The organism is Shewanella eurypsychrophilus, from assembly GCF_007004545.3.
In the GTDB taxonomy this organism is placed as follows: domain Bacteria; phylum Pseudomonadota; class Gammaproteobacteria; order Enterobacterales; family Shewanellaceae; genus Shewanella; species Shewanella eurypsychrophilus.
Genome location: NZ_CP045503.2, coordinates 5,194,400 through 5,208,405 on the forward strand (window position 1 = coordinate 5,194,400; position 14,006 = coordinate 5,208,405).

A 14,006-nucleotide genomic window follows, 5' to 3' on the forward strand; every position below is an offset into this window, starting at 1 on the left:
TGTAAAGAAGGAACTTTATGAACAAATTATATTTAACCATTGCTCTACTAGGATCTCCTTTCCTTACAGAAGCATCCTGTGACGATAGAAAACCTATACCAACTATTGAGCAAAAAGAAATTATTAATAAGTTAATCGTGAATAGATTGAAGCATCAACGCTACTCAGTGAACAAGGAGTTCCATCAAAGGGATGGCACTGACTTCTTCGAAATCGAAATCCCTGAATTATATAAAGATATAATATTAGACTCAGTGAACGTAACTTATTGGGATAGTAATCAAATTCCTGTTGTTCATGCATCCTTATTTATGGGTGAGGGGTTTAATTTTAAAAACGAAGTGATTGAAGAGGATTTACCAAGTATTCCTCTTAAAGGTTGGGATCGCACAGGTTCAAAAGTTGTAATTCTATCAGTCAATGATAGATCGCAACTAACTCCATCCGTCACCCTAAACTTTGGAAATATGTGTTACAACCATTTCGAAATGTCGATCAATAATATGCCAGAGCTTATCGATAAAAAGTTACAATCCAAATAGCATTACTCTTTATTGCACAACTAAAAAGACCCGGTATCGTTAGGTACCGGGGCTTTCATTCGTTTTGCTTTAAGCTTTTAGGCTTTAGACCAGCAATGACTTTTTGCTAATTTTGGCGCCGGATAAATCGTGTTAGAGCAAGGCGCTTTACCACGACGTTTAGATCTCTTAAATGAGTGGTGTTAATAAAAAGGCCTGCGCCCTTCATTTTGAGCAGTAGTAGAGATAGCGCCCTTGGTTTGACTCTCCTATTCCACCTGAACAACTTGATATCTTCAGAGAGTGGCTAAATAGCAAATATCAACTCGGAAGTGATAAGTTCAGAGCCGAAATAGAAGCACATCAGCTTGCTAAGTTGGTCATCGAATACCAGATATTTCAGGGTAAAGCTAAAACTTAATGAGCTCAGATTTTGTCCCGTCAGTCAGATTTCAATCTTCATCGAGGCTATAATTTTTTTAAGCTCCTGTTCATCATCAGAGTGTGAGAAAGAGAAAGCTATTTGAATCAAATACGGTGGACTCCAATAAGCGTATTGGTATTGGGAAAATATTCGTTTCTCTTCAGGCAATATAGCCAAGAAATTATGAATTGATGGATATTCTGGAAGAGGAAAAGCGTTCGCTATTATCATAACATCCGGAAAATTTACTCTAATTAAAGTCGTTTGATCTTGAATCAACCTATCCAGATTCCCCCATTCATCTTTTCGAATAGGGGTAGCTACAACATTAATAATAGAGTTACTTGCGATGCCATTAACTTGCCGTGGTTTAGCCAAACGTAACAATGTCAAAGGGATAAAATCTCTAGCAAAGCCTATCGCTTCTTGAGACATTGTCATGTGTTTTTCAGCTGAAATAAGAGCTTCATCGAGAGCTGAGTCATTTATGACCTGCCATGAACCGCTGTAAGTTATTTTCAATCCAATTTCTAGATTATCATAAACCTGTGTTTCTGATTGTTTGCTGCAAGACAACACCATCATTACTACGAGAATTAAATAAATTGTACTTTTCATAAATTAAGACTAGCAACCTTACTTTTCATTCCCTTGAAGTTTCAGCTTACCCAATACAAAATAAACTTGTCAATTAATAGATTAACTCCAAATAAGTGGAGTAAAAGTAAACTTAACTAAAAGAGCTGGATTCCGGCCCAAAAGCATTGCCGGAATGACGGTGTAGTTAGCTGCGCTGACAGCTAGAAAACAAAAAAGCCCCGATACAGTTAGGTATCGGGGCTTTCATTACTCTTTTTCAAGAAGTTTGGCTTTAAGCTTTTAGGCTTTAGACCAGCAAGAACTTTTTGCTAATTTGGGCGCCGGATAAATCGTGTTAGAGCAAGGCGCTTTACCGCGACGTTTAGTTTTTCTTAAACGAGTAGTAAAGGAACGCAGCTATCACCGATTTAGACCAGCAAAAAAAGCAAAAATTACATCATGCCGCCCATTCCGCCCATACCACCGCCCATTCCGCCCATGCCGCCCATATCACCAGCGCCAGCTTCTTGTGGTGCATCACACACCATAGCTTCGGTTGTGATCATTAGGCCTGCAATAGATGCTGCAAACTGTAGTGCACAACGTGTCACTTTAGTTGGGTCAAGGATACCCATCTCTAGCATGTCACCGTAAGTGTCGTTACCGGCGTTGTAACCGTAGTTACCTGTGCCGTTCTTCACGTTGTTAGCAACAACTGAACCTTCTTCACCCGCGTTAGCCGCGATTTGGCGTAGTGGTGCTTCCATAGCGCGAAGTGCAATAATCACACCGTGCTTCTGGTCTTCGTTGATAACTGCAACATCGCCAATCTTGCTAGCAACACGTACCAGTGCAACACCACCACCAGCAACCACACCCTCTTCAACAGCAGCGCGAGTCGCGTGTAGTGCATCTTCTACGCGAGCTTTCTTCTCTTTCATTTCAACTTCAGTGGCTGCGCCAACCTTGATAACGGCTACGCCGCCAGCAAGTTTAGCCATACGCTCTTGAAGCTTCTCTTTGTCGTAATCTGACGTTGACTCTTCAGCTTGGATCTTGATCTGTGAAACGCGAGCCTTGATTTGAGTCTCTTCACCGTTACCGTCAATGATAGTGGTGTCATCTTTAGTGATGATAACGCGCTTAGCAGTACCAAGATCTTCTAGCGTCGCTTTTTCAAGCTCTAGACCAATCTCTTCAGCGATAACAGTACCGCCAGTTAGGATTGCGACATCTTGTAGCATAGCTTTACGACGGTCACCGAAACCTGGCGCCTTAACAGCTGCCACTTTCACGATACCGCGCATGTTGTTTACAACAAGAGTAGCTAGTGCTTCGCCTTCAACGTCTTCTGCAACGATAAGCAGTGGCTTACCTGTTTTAGCTAGACCTTCAAGAATTGGCAGCAATTCACGGATGTTTGAGATTTTCTTGTCAACAAGTAGGATGAACGGGCTTTCTAGCTCAACGCTGCCAGTCTCTGGCTTGTTGATGAAGTATGGAGATAGGTAACCGCGGTCGAACTGCATACCTTCAACAACGTCTAGTTCGTTCTCTAGTGCCTGACCCTCTTCAACAGTGATCACGCCCTCTTTACCAACGCGCTCCATCGCTGTTGCGATGATTTCACCGATAGTCTCATCAGCGTTTGCTGAAATCGTAGCAACTTGTGCAATCGCTTTAGACTCTGAACACTCTTGAGATAGGTTTTTAAGCTCGGCAACTGCAGCGATAACCGCTTTGTCGATACCGCGCTTAAGATCCATTGGGTTCATACCAGCAGCAACTGCCTTTAGGCCTTCAGTCACAATAGACTGAGCAAGCACTGTTGCTGTAGTAGTACCGTCACCGGCTGCATCGTTGGCTTTAGAAGCAACTTCTTTAACCATCTGTGCGCCCATGTTTTCGAACTTGTCTTCAAGTTCGATCTCTTTAGCAACAGACACACCATCTTTAGTGATCAGTGGAGCACCGAAGCTCTTGTCTAGTACAACGTTACGACCTTTTGGGCCCAAAGTTACTTTTACTGCGTTTGCTAGTACGTTAACGCCTGCAAGCATTTTTACGCGTGCATCGTTACCAAATAATACTTCTTTAGCTGCCATCTTTAATTGTCCTTTAAATTCTTTTTAAATTGCCTGTGGCATATTGATACCAGAGGCACTGGAAAATATCTAAACGAAGTGATTTAGCTCACTACAGCCATTAGATCAGATTCTGAAAGGATCAGAACTTCTTCACCATCAATTTTTTCTTTCTTCACGCCGTAACCTTCGTTGAAGATCACTGTGTCGCCAACTTTTACGTCAAGTGGCTGAACAGAACCATTTTCAAGAATACGGCCATTGCCTACTGCAAGTACTTCACCGCGAGTTGACTGCTCAGCTGCACTACCGGTTAGCACGATGCCACCAGCAGACTTTGATTCAACTTCAGAACGTTTAACGATAACGCGGTCATGTAATGGACGAATATTCATGTATGCTCCTAATGATTTTTTTACCCAACACAGTTGTTGGCAGATTATCAATTTATCCGGCTGTGTTAATACGGTAACGGGTGCTACCTTTAACAGACAAACGCCGTTAGATGTTTGATATATGGGGGTCATAAAGAACAGATCCAAGGCCTTTACAAAAAATATCTCACTTTTTTTAGCTGGTCTTTATAAATGCGAGGGCAATCCTGATAGAATTGCGCTCCCTCTTTAGATTAGGCATCACTTCTCCATGAAAGACAGACACGGGCTGCTAACACAGCCAATTGGTCGTGTACTGCTAAATATGAGCCTCCCAAACCTGATTGGTATCTTAACCATTCTGGGGTTCAGCCTCGTCGACACGTTTTTTATCAGTCAGTTAGGTACTGAGTCTCTGGCTGCTATCAGTTTTACTTTTCCAGTTACCTTAGTGATCTCTAGCATTGCAATCGGCATTGGCGCTGGTGTATCGACTAATCTTGGTCGATTAATCGGTAGCGGCCACGCGCCCAAAGCCAAAGTCTTTCTTCATGACTCCTTGCTGCTCACCTTTTTACTTATCGCCTTTGTTTCACTGCTAGGTAGCTTGTGTGTCAATCCGCTATTTAGCCTGCTTGGGGCCAATGATTCCAGTCTGCCCTTGATCCGTGATTACATGTTTATCTGGTATCTTGGGGCGCCGTTATTGGTACTCTTGATGGTGGGAAACCAGGGGCTTAGAGCCACTGGCGACACTCGCTCACCGGCAAAGATCATGATGCTAGCGGCATTGATTAACTTGATATTAGATCCACTGCTTATCTTCGGTATCGGGCCTTTTCCACGCCTTGAGATCCAAGGTGCGGCCATTGCAACAGTGATCTCTTGGGTTGTCGCCCTCGCGCTATCGAGCCATCTACTGATCTTTAAGCGTCACTTAGTGGAGTTTGCCGAATTTGATTTGCAGCGGCTCAAGTGTAACTGGAAGCAGTTAGCCCATATTGCTCAACCCGCGGCCATGATGAACCTACTCAATCCGCTAGCCAATGCGGTGATCATGGCTTTACTGGCACGAATCGATCATAGTGCGGTCGCGGCCTTCGGCGCCGGCACTCGTATCGAATCGGTACTGTTAATTGTCGTGATGGCGCTGTCATCGAGCTTAGTGCCCTTTATTGCCCAAAATTTAGGAGCTGGCCAAACGGCGCGCGCGCGTGATGCGCTGTTACTGTCCCTCAAATTTATACTGATTTTCCAGACCTTGCTCTATCTGCCTTTAATGCTGATGGCAGCCCCAGTGGCACAGATATTCAGTAGCGATCCGCAAGTCATCGAATGGCTCACCTTCTACATTATTGCTTCGCCTGCTGCCTATGGACCTTTGGGGATCGTGATCTTGATGGCAACCTCGCTCAACGCCTACCACAGACCCATGAGTTCCTTGGTACTCAACATCTGTCGCTTGTTCTTGATCATGCTGCCTTTAGCGGCGCTAGGCTCATACTTAGGTGGAGTTAAAGGCTTAATGTTGGCGCTACCAATTACCAATACTGTGATGGGTATTGCCTGCTATATTTTGGCAAAAAAAATATCTGAGCCTGAATAGTTATAAACAGTACATAAACCAGTAGATAAGCGCCAACAGATAAGAGAGACCAAGATGCAGGCCGACAATTTCACAGACTCATATACAGACTCACACACAGGTAAGAAGTTTTTCGAAACGAGTTTCAGCGGAGAAGATCTGCAAGATGCCATATTTGAGCGCTGCGAGTTTTACCGTTGTGATTTCAGCCGTGCCGATCTTACAGATGCCGCCTTCAACAAGTGTAAATTTATCGAGTCTGGTGAGAGTAAAGGCTGTAACTTTAGTTACGCCACCTTGAACGGTGCCAGTTTTAAGCACTGTAATTTGAGTATGGCCAACTTTACTGGAGCCCGCTGTTTCGGCATCGAGTTTCGAGAGTGTAACCTGCAAGGCGCGGACTTTTCTCGCGCCTCGTTTGCCAACCACATCACCCAAAAAACCTTCTTCTGCAGCGCCTATATCACAGAGTCGAACCTCTCTTACGCTAACCTTGAATCTGCCAAATTGGAGAAGTGCGAGTTAATGGACAATCGCTGGCGCGGCGCCAACTTGCTAGGCGCTTCGATGAAAGGCTCAGATCTCAGCGGCGGTGAGTTCTCACAATCACAATGGGGGACTTTTGAGTTGGCAGGCTGTAACTTATGCCGAGTAGAACTCGAAGGCCTCGACCCGCGCAATGTCAAACTTGAAGGCGTGATGATAAACGAGTGGCAGCAGGAGCAACTGCTCGCACCACTGGGAATAATAGTGGCGCCGAATTAAAACAAGGAAAATAGGTACTAGGTTCGAGTACCTAGGATCTAAAGCCTATCACCTAGGACCTCAATTAAACCCATGACTTAATTGAGCCTCTTAACCTCTCTTCACGACCACAGCCTTTACCTGAATTACAACGTTCAAGCGTTGCCATCATATGATCGATAAATCGCTGACTCGCTAAGCTGATAAAGCGCCTTGAGGGGTAAACCAGACAGCACTTACCGAGGTAGGGTTCTACCTCTTTAAATAACATGGTCAACTCACCACTTTCCACATATTCACGTGTCAGCTCTATAGGCAGAAAAGCGATACCACGACCCGATAACGTGGCTTGTAAACAGAGCTGAATACTATTGAGGCATAGGTTTCCTTTCACCGCTATGGTCCTATCATTGCCAAACGGCACCTCATTAAATATTCGTCCATTAGGATAACGAAATAGGATGGAGTTATGTTTGCTGAGATCTTCTGGTAGCACAGGGGTTCCAGCCTTTGCCAGATAATCGGGGCTGGCAACAAAATGCAGCTCTTCATTGAGCACCTCACGAGCCACCATCTCATTTTCGTTAAATGAGTCCTCAACCATAAAGGCGAGATCGATATTATTGCGGATCATATCTTGCTGTTCAGTGCTGACAATCAGCTCGACGGTAAGCTCAGGGTTATGATCCATAAACTCGAAGATACCACTGACAATATCCATTATCTGGGGCACTGGAAAAATGAGGATCCGCAAGTGCCCGCCAATCTCGGCTTGTGTATCGGTAAGCTCTGCCATGGTCTGCTCTAAATCGCCGAGTATAGACAGGGTCTTATCGTAGAAGTGGCTGCCAGACGCCGTTAATGTCATAGAACGACTCTGACGATGGAACAACTTTATATTGAGATCATCTTCTAATATTTGCAGCCGGCGACTCACGGTCGATTTAGGTAGATTTAGTAGATCTGCCGCATCCACTAGACTGCCAGTTTCAACGATACGGTGGAACAGGGAGATATCTTCAGTTTTCATAACTTACTCTCATAACTTACTCTCATAACTTACTCTCATAACTTTTCTCATACGACTTCACATTCAGCCAAGCCGATAAGCTAAATCGATGGCATTAAAGATCATGCTCACGGTTAATGATAGCAATCAAGCTTTAATAGTCTCATTTTATGGAACTCATGATTCCACACACTCCCATTTTGTTCAACTTTAGATATTGCTATCTTAGCCGCCAATGATACATCTTGTCGCACATACGGAATTCGGTTTATGAAATATCTACCCAACACACTCGTCGTCGCTATGCTCGCTACGATATTGGCTGGTTGCAGCGCAGAATCTACTGAAGTTGCCCCACAACCAATAAGACCGGTGAAATTATTAGAGGTCACAGATATTAATGCCGCTTCTATTCGTGTGTTTCCAGCCAAAGTTGCCGCCACTAAGCAAGCTGAACTCGGCTTTAGGGTATCGGGTCAGCTCATCGACTTTACGCTGGTCGAAGGTGTACACGTTAAAAAAGGCGCTGTTCTGGCACAGTTAGATGATCGAGATGCCCGCAATACCTTGCTTAATCGCGAAGCCGATCATGAATTAGCGACTGCCGACTATAAACGTAAAGGGGAGTTACTCCGTCGCCAACTCATCTCTCCAGCCGATTACGATCTCGCTAAGGCCCAACTTAAATCAGCCACCGCGGCGCTGGCCAATGCGCGCGATCAATTAAGCTACACCAGCTTAATCGCCCCTTATGATGGTACGGTTGCTAAAATATCAATCGATAATTTTCAGATGATCCAGGCCAATCAGTCGGTGTTAATCTTACAGAAAGATAACGATATCGATGTGGTCATTCAGGTGCCAGAGTCGATGGCCAACCAAGCCATCACATTTAATCCTAATGCTAAATTTCAGCCTCAAGTCCGTTTCAGCAATCAAGCTGAAAAAAGCTATCAGGTAAGCCTTAAAGAGTATGCAACTCAGGTCACTCCGGGCACTCAAAGCTATGAAGTGGTCTATACGCTACCAAGACCCACACAGATTAATGTACTGCCAGGCATGAGTGCTGAGCTGATGTTAGATCTCTCATTAGGCAACGAATTAAGCAAAACCGTCATCCCTGCAAGTGCAGTAATGAAGCGTGATCTTGATGGCGAGAGCATCGTCTGGGTCTATCAAGATGAGACGGGAAAAGTGACGCCAAAAATAGTCACCTTAGGTCGTGTCACAACCGATGGGATCGAAATATTAACTGGGCTTAGCCTAGGTGATCAGCTGGTTGTTGCTGGTGTCCAGTACCTGAGCGATGACCAACAAGTTAAGCCGCTTCGCTGGCAACGTGGGGTGTAGTATCCACAGACTTCACCTTCATTCACTCTCTATTACTGTCTTTCGCCTGCAAGGATTTAACCTGTGAACTTCGCTCAATACTCAATCGAACATAAAGTTGTTAGCTGGATGTTTGCCCTACTGCTGCTCGTGGGGGGCAGTATCTCCTTTCTTAATCTCGGGCAGCTGGAATTTCCTGAGTTTACCCTTAAGCAAGCCCTTGTCGTTACCGCCTATCCTGGCGCCTCGCCTGAGCAAGTAGAGGAGGAGGTCACCTTAATCCTTGAAGATGCGATACAGCAACTCGATGCCGTCAAACATATCACCTCGGTCAACAGTGCGGGTTTATCTCAGATTGAAGTTGAAGTTGAAGAGCATTACGGCGCGGATGAACTGCCCCAAGTGTGGGATGAACTTCGCCGTAAGGTTAATGACAAAATAGCAGAGCTGCCGCCCGGCGTTGCTACGCCTTCTGTTATCGATGATTTTGGTGATGTTTATGGCATCTTGCTCAACATCACAGGCGATGGCTACACCAGCCGAGAGCTGCAAAATTATGCCGACTTTCTGAGACGTGAACTGGTACTGGTCGATGGCGTTAAGAAGGTCAATATTGCCGGTGATATTACCGAGCAAGTTGTTGTCGAGATATCGCAGCAAAAGCTCAATGCCTTAGGCCTAAACCAAGACTATATTTATGGCCTGATCAACAGTCAGAACGTCGTCTCTAATGCCGGCAGTATCCGCGTCGGAGATAACCGTATTCGTCTACATCCTACTGGCGAGTTTAATCATGTTAAGCAGATGGAACGCTTGCTTATCAGCGCGCCAGGTAGCACTAAGCTTATCTATTTAGGTGATATTGCTAAGATCTATAAAGACGACGATGAGACACCCTCAAATATCTATCACGGTAATGGTGAAGCTGCACTGTCGGTAGGTATCGCTTTTTCCAGCGGCGTCAATGTTGTCGATGTAGGCGAGGCGATAAACCAAAGGCTTATCGAGCTTGATAACCAACGTCCAATTGGGCTAGAGCTCGTTACCGTCTATGACCAGAGCAAGATGGTCGACCAAACCGTGACAGGTTTCTTAATCAACCTAGCCGAATCTATCGCTATCGTGATCGGTGTACTGTTACTGTTTATGGGAGTGCGTGCAGGCCTATTGATGGGCTTGGTACTGCTGCTGACTATTTTAGGCACCTTTATCATGATGAATGTGCTCAATATCGAGTTGCAGATCATCTCGCTCGGTGCATTGATCATAGCATTAGGTATGCTGGTCGATAATGCCATTGTTGTCACCGAAGGTATTCTCATCGGCATTAAACGAGGCTACAGTCGCCTAGAAACGGCTAAACAGGTGGTCAAACAGAGTCAGTGGCCGCTATTAGGCGCAACCGTTATCGCCATTCTTGCCTTTGCTCCCATCGGGCTGTCCGACACCGCAACGGGCGAGTTCTGTAAATCATTATTCCAGGTCTTGCTGATCTCTCTGTTTATCAGCTGGATCACCGCCATGACCCTGACCCCCTTTTTCTGTCATCTTATGTTCAAAGATGGCGAAGTCAGCAATGATGAAAATGATGACCCGTACAAGGGCTGGTTATTTCAGATATACCGTAACAGCTTAAACATGGCGATGCGCTTTCGCGCTATCACGATACTTTTCGTTGTCGCCGCGTTAGTCATGTCAGTAATGGGCTTTGGCCATGTGAAAAACGTGTTTTTCCCCGCTTCGAACACCCCGATGTTTTTTGTCGATGTGTGGATGCCTGAAGGGACTGACATTAAGGCCACCGAACATCTACTGGGACGCATCGAACAAGACTTGATGCAGCAGCAAGAGACCCATGACATTGGCTTAGTCAATCTCACTGGTGTCGTTGGGCAAGGTGCGCAACGCTTTGTGCTCTCTTATGCTCCAGAGAAAGGCTACAACGCTTACGGTCAACTCTTGATTGAAATGACTGACCTCACCAGCTTAAACCAGTATATGCGTACCCTGGAACGGGAGTTAAGCCTCAAATACCCAGAAGCGGAATATCGCTTCAAGTATATGGAGAATGGCCCAAGCCCAGCGGCTAAAATAGAGGCACGCTTCTATGGCGAAGACCCTGAAGTATTGCGTCAGCTCGCGACTCAAGCGGAAGCGATTTTAGAGGCTGAACCGACAGCTGTCGGTGTAAGACATAGCTGGCGTAATCAGGTTACCTTAATTCGTCCCCAATTGGCCTTAGCTCAGGCTCGCGAAACCGGGATCAGCAAACAAGATCTCGATAATTCTCTGCTGGTTAACTTCAGTGGTAAACAAGTCGGTGTCTATCGTGAAAATAGCCACCTGTTACCTATCATTGCCAGAGCACCTGCCGAGGAACGACTCGATGCGGACAGCTTATGGAAACTTCAAGTATGGAGCAGTGAAAACAATGTCTTTGTCCCGGTAAATCAAGTGGTATCTGAGTTCACCACCGAATGGGAAGATCCACTCATCATGCGCCGAGACAGAAAGCGTATGCTGGCCGTCTATGCCGACCCGATCAATGGCACCGATGAAACAGCCGATTCCGTATTCAGAAAAATCAGATCTGATATTGAAGCGATCCCACTGCCGAGTGGCTATGAACTGGAATGGGGTGGGGAATTTGAAACCGCTGGAGAAGCACAGGTTTCGGTATTTAGCTCGATACCTATGGGATATCTAGCCATGTTCTTAATTACCATATTGCTATTTAACTCTGTGCGTCAGCCTCTGGTTATCTGGTTTACGGTACCACTCTCCTTGATTGGTGTGGTGTCAGGTCTATTGATATTTGATGCACCGTTCAGCTTTATGGCACTGCTTGGGCTACTCAGTTTGACCGGCATGATCATCAAGAATGGTATCGTACTGGTTGATCAGATAAATCTGGAATTAAGCCAAGGTAAAGAAGCTTATCTCGCCATCGTTGACTCAGCGGTGAGCCGTGTCAGGCCGGTATTAATGGCTGCTATCACCACCATGCTAGGCATGCTGCCGCTGTTGTCAGATGCGTTCTTCGGATCTATGGCAATCACCATCATATTCGGCTTAGGCTTTGCATCGGTGCTGACACTGATCGTCTTGCCTGTTACCTATGCGCTAGCCTTCCGCATTCCTTACCCTAAACCGTAATAGAAAATAGGAAGTAGGCAAAAGAAAGTAAAAGTAGGAGGTAAAGCACCTATAGAACCAGCAAGAGTCACACGTTTACAATTTGCTTCCCGGCAAGCCCGACCCATTTATGGGTCGGGCATACTCCTTTGGTCACCTTGTTTACCCGATGTGAAGTTTCACTATAAATGCGCCCCTGATATGCTGTGAACTTCTGCGATCAAATAGGCAGCTTAAAATGAAGCCCTCACTCTCCATCATATTTATCAGCTGCACATTAGTCATATCGGCCTGTGCCCATCAAGAAACGCCTGTTCCAACAGCCACAGAGACGAATGACAGTTCACAAACCTATCAAATCGGCGTCATGGTTGAGGCCATCTCTATAGCCTTAACTAAATCCCACGAGCCACAATCTCTCGAAACGATTAGCCTTTACGGCACAGACTCACGCTACTATGTGATGATCCGTGGCTGGCTAGTTCAGGAGCTAGCGGGTGTGCAGAGTCAGTTAGATGCAAGCCAACAATCACAGTCCAGATCCATTTCAATATCGGAGTCCGATTTGGAAACTAAACAAAAATTCATCGAACAGGTGGTATTTTTACAGCAAGCGATACGCAGAATTGATTTAGAATGATCCTCGCATCCGAAATTTGGTAAAAGGTTTTATACCATGTCGTCATCAATGTGCCTTGAATTGAAAAAACTGACAGTCTCTGAACTGACCACATACTTATATGGAATGGTATTAATATGAAAAAGGCTATCACAGCAAGTCTACTTTCAGCATTTGTCTGCCCCGGCGCCGGGCATTTTTACCTAAAAAAGTACAATATAGGTACCTTAATCTCAGCCGTCAGCTTAACGGGCTTAGTTTATTTACTCTATCAGGCGGTAGAGCGAGCGCGCGAGATCTCAGATCAGATCTTATCTGGCGCAGTCCCTCTGGATATCGAGATTATCACTCGGTTGGTTACACAGCCACCCGCTAACGCGCAATACGTTACCTTAGCAACTTGGGTATTTATTCTAGGTTGGGCTGTGGGGATATTCGATGCTTATCGACAAGGGCATGCGTTAGATAAGAAAGAGGAAAAAGCTGAGGAGCTGTAAGTTTAAGTTTTAAGTTTTAAGTTTTAAGTTTTAAGTTTTAAGTAGAAGCGAATCTCTCAAAAAAGAAAGGCCCCAAGCAAGACTGTTCATCTTAGCCTGGGGCCTTTACTTCAAACGTTTTGACTATTGCAGCTATCGATTATTTAGCTATCATTTCATCTGTCTAAGATACGGTCTCGCGACTTTCAACTCTGCTTGAGAGCCGTTGTGGTGGAGAAGTCATGCTGTATCGAAGGCGATACTGTGACTTCCCTTGCTTCAACATCATTTTTTGAAAACTGGTAATCTTTGCTCGCCGCTACGGTTTTTGAAAAATCATGTCGGCTCGAGTCTTGCTGTAACTGATTACCTGTTGCTGGCTGATTTTTTGAAAAATCATAGCTAGATTTGGCCGCAGAGGTTTTTGAAAAATCAGGAATATCTGCAAAAGCAGACGCCGATGAAAACACAAATACTGCAGATAAGGCCACGCTGGTTAACAACTTCATATAACACTCCAATCTTTTTGACCACAAATATGTAACAACCACTCTAGATTAAATTACATCATCAGTGAACAAATGAATTACATTTTATGCAAATTGATACATTTATGTTCAAAATGATAAAAAAAATGAGCCAGAAACATCTGCTATTTCTTTGAATAGAAATAGCGTTCTAGGCTAAAAATAGATGTGAAGTTAAGCGATTGGAGGGCGATATACTTGAACTGACTCGGCAGTCTGAACTGACCAGAAGCGGTTGGGCATCATTTCTGAAGATGTCGACTGCATTAAATCTAATGAAGACTGAATAACGATACCAGTCATCGCAGCACAATGTGTCACACAGTGGCCGCTGGCCAATATGATACAAGATAAGTCACCTTGAACACGCTGGTCTTGAGGGGAGACTGGGCTAGTTGCAATATCAGCACCGAGTGAGGCTGTTTGCTGGTCAATACCAGCTAACTGAAATGCCGATGGCTGCGTCGCGACTTCATGGCTCACCGAATGTAAAAACTCAGAAGTAGCCATCGCAGGGGACAGAAGATTCTGGCCAACTAACGCGATAAATAACAGCAGATGTATGATCTGTTTTGCCATGACTTAAATTATTCAGCCTTA

The 14,006-nt window shown here is 45.0% G+C and carries 13 protein-coding genes; 7 read left to right on the top strand and 6 right to left on the bottom strand.

All coding sequences use genetic code 11. The features are described 5' to 3' along the window. Positions 1–17: 17 nt before the first annotated feature. Complete coding sequence (locus FM038_RS22235) at positions 18–542, top strand: hypothetical protein (RefSeq protein WP_142873793.1); 525 nt, start codon at positions 18–20, stop codon at positions 540–542. Positions 543–966: 424 nt separating this feature from the next. Here FM038_RS22235 and FM038_RS22240 read toward each other — a convergent pair whose 3' ends face one another. The 3 genes from FM038_RS22240 to FM038_RS22250 form a co-directional block, all read right to left on the bottom strand. Beyond that, complete coding sequence (locus FM038_RS22240; RefSeq protein ID WP_142873792.1) at positions 967–1,563, bottom strand: hypothetical protein; 597 nt, start codon at positions 1,561–1,563, stop codon at positions 967–969. Positions 1,564–1,976: 413 nt separating this feature from the next. Then, the gene (groL, locus tag FM038_RS22245) at positions 1,977–3,629 is read right to left on the bottom strand and encodes a chaperonin GroEL (RefSeq protein WP_142873791.1); all 1,653 of its coding nucleotides are present in this window, start codon (positions 3,627–3,629) and stop codon (positions 1,977–1,979) included. Between the two features lie 83 nt (positions 3,630–3,712). Continuing rightward, complete coding sequence (locus tag FM038_RS22250) at positions 3,713–4,003, bottom strand: co-chaperone GroES (RefSeq protein ID WP_076411974.1); 291 nt, start codon at positions 4,001–4,003, stop codon at positions 3,713–3,715. Between the two features lie 250 nt (positions 4,004–4,253). On the opposite strand from FM038_RS22250, the gene FM038_RS22255 reads away from it, so the two are divergent. Then, positions 4,254–5,588 (top strand): MATE family efflux transporter, encoded by a 1,335-nt coding sequence (locus FM038_RS22255; protein WP_142873790.1) that lies wholly within the window; start codon positions 4,254–4,256, stop codon positions 5,586–5,588. 54 nt (positions 5,589–5,642) lie between these two features. Next, entirely contained in the window at positions 5,643–6,332 is a 690-nt protein-coding gene (locus tag FM038_RS22260; protein ID WP_142873789.1) for a Qnr family pentapeptide repeat protein, read from the top strand. A 64-nt stretch (positions 6,333–6,396) separates the two neighbouring features. Here the strand turns inward: FM038_RS22260 and FM038_RS22265 are convergent, their stop codons facing one another. After that, on the bottom strand, positions 6,397–7,341 hold the full coding sequence (locus tag FM038_RS22265) for a LysR family transcriptional regulator (protein WP_142873788.1): 945 nt from the start codon (positions 7,339–7,341) through the stop codon (positions 6,397–6,399). Between the two features lie 249 nt (positions 7,342–7,590). Between FM038_RS22265 and FM038_RS22270 the strand changes: the two genes are divergently transcribed. The 4 genes from FM038_RS22270 (at position 7,591) to FM038_RS22285 (ending at position 12,900) form a co-directional block, all read left to right on the top strand. Beyond that, positions 7,591–8,670 carry an efflux RND transporter periplasmic adaptor subunit gene (locus tag FM038_RS22270; RefSeq protein ID WP_185965826.1) on the top strand — a complete coding sequence of 360 codons (1,080 nt, stop codon included), beginning with the start codon at positions 7,591–7,593 and terminating at the stop codon, positions 8,668–8,670. Positions 8,671–8,733: 63 nt separating this feature from the next. Continuing rightward, a complete protein-coding gene (locus FM038_RS22275) occupies positions 8,734–11,805 on the top strand; it encodes an efflux RND transporter permease subunit (RefSeq protein WP_195873153.1) in 3,072 nt (1,023 codons plus the stop codon). Positions 11,806–12,022: 217 nt separating this feature from the next. After that, positions 12,023–12,424, top strand: a complete 402-nt coding sequence (locus FM038_RS22280; RefSeq protein WP_223292949.1) for a hypothetical protein — start codon at positions 12,023–12,025, stop codon at positions 12,422–12,424. Between the two features lie 116 nt (positions 12,425–12,540). Continuing rightward, complete coding sequence (locus tag FM038_RS22285; RefSeq protein WP_142873787.1) at positions 12,541–12,900, top strand: hypothetical protein; 360 nt, start codon at positions 12,541–12,543, stop codon at positions 12,898–12,900. Positions 12,901–13,085: 185 nt separating this feature from the next. Here the strand turns inward: FM038_RS22285 and FM038_RS22290 are convergent, their stop codons facing one another. Then, positions 13,086–13,388 carry a hypothetical protein gene (locus tag FM038_RS22290; RefSeq protein WP_142873786.1) on the bottom strand — a complete coding sequence of 101 codons (303 nt, stop codon included), beginning with the start codon at positions 13,386–13,388 and terminating at the stop codon, positions 13,086–13,088. A gap of 192 nt (positions 13,389–13,580) precedes the next feature. Beyond that, entirely contained in the window at positions 13,581–13,985 is a 405-nt protein-coding gene (locus FM038_RS22295) for a hypothetical protein (protein ID WP_142873785.1), read from the bottom strand. Positions 13,986–14,006: the final 21 nt, after the last annotated feature.

Coding starts and splice junctions, on each gene's coding strand:
- FM038_RS22240 (WP_142873792.1), bottom strand. CDS start 1,563: ATGAAAAGTACAATTTATTTAATTCTCGTAGTAATGATGGTGTTGTCT.
- FM038_RS22250 (WP_076411974.1), bottom strand. CDS start 4,003: ATGAATATTCGTCCATTACATGACCGCGTTATCGTTAAACGTTCTGAA.
- FM038_RS22235 (WP_142873793.1), top strand. CDS start 18: ATGAACAAATTATATTTAACCATTGCTCTACTAGGATCTCCTTTCCTT.
- FM038_RS22270 (WP_185965826.1), top strand. CDS start 7,591: ATGAAATATCTACCCAACACACTCGTCGTCGCTATGCTCGCTACGATA.
- FM038_RS22285 (WP_142873787.1), top strand. CDS start 12,541: ATGAAAAAGGCTATCACAGCAAGTCTACTTTCAGCATTTGTCTGCCCC.
- groL (WP_142873791.1), bottom strand. CDS start 3,629: ATGGCAGCTAAAGAAGTATTATTTGGTAACGATGCACGCGTAAAAATG.
- FM038_RS22295 (WP_142873785.1), bottom strand. CDS start 13,985: ATGGCAAAACAGATCATACATCTGCTGTTATTTATCGCGTTAGTTGGC.
- FM038_RS22280 (WP_223292949.1), top strand. CDS start 12,023: ATGAAGCCCTCACTCTCCATCATATTTATCAGCTGCACATTAGTCATA.
- FM038_RS22255 (WP_142873790.1), top strand. CDS start 4,254: ATGAAAGACAGACACGGGCTGCTAACACAGCCAATTGGTCGTGTACTG.
- FM038_RS22290 (WP_142873786.1), bottom strand. CDS start 13,388: ATGAAGTTGTTAACCAGCGTGGCCTTATCTGCAGTATTTGTGTTTTCA.
- FM038_RS22260 (WP_142873789.1), top strand. CDS start 5,643: ATGCAGGCCGACAATTTCACAGACTCATATACAGACTCACACACAGGT.
- FM038_RS22265 (WP_142873788.1), bottom strand. CDS start 7,341: ATGAAAACTGAAGATATCTCCCTGTTCCACCGTATCGTTGAAACTGGC.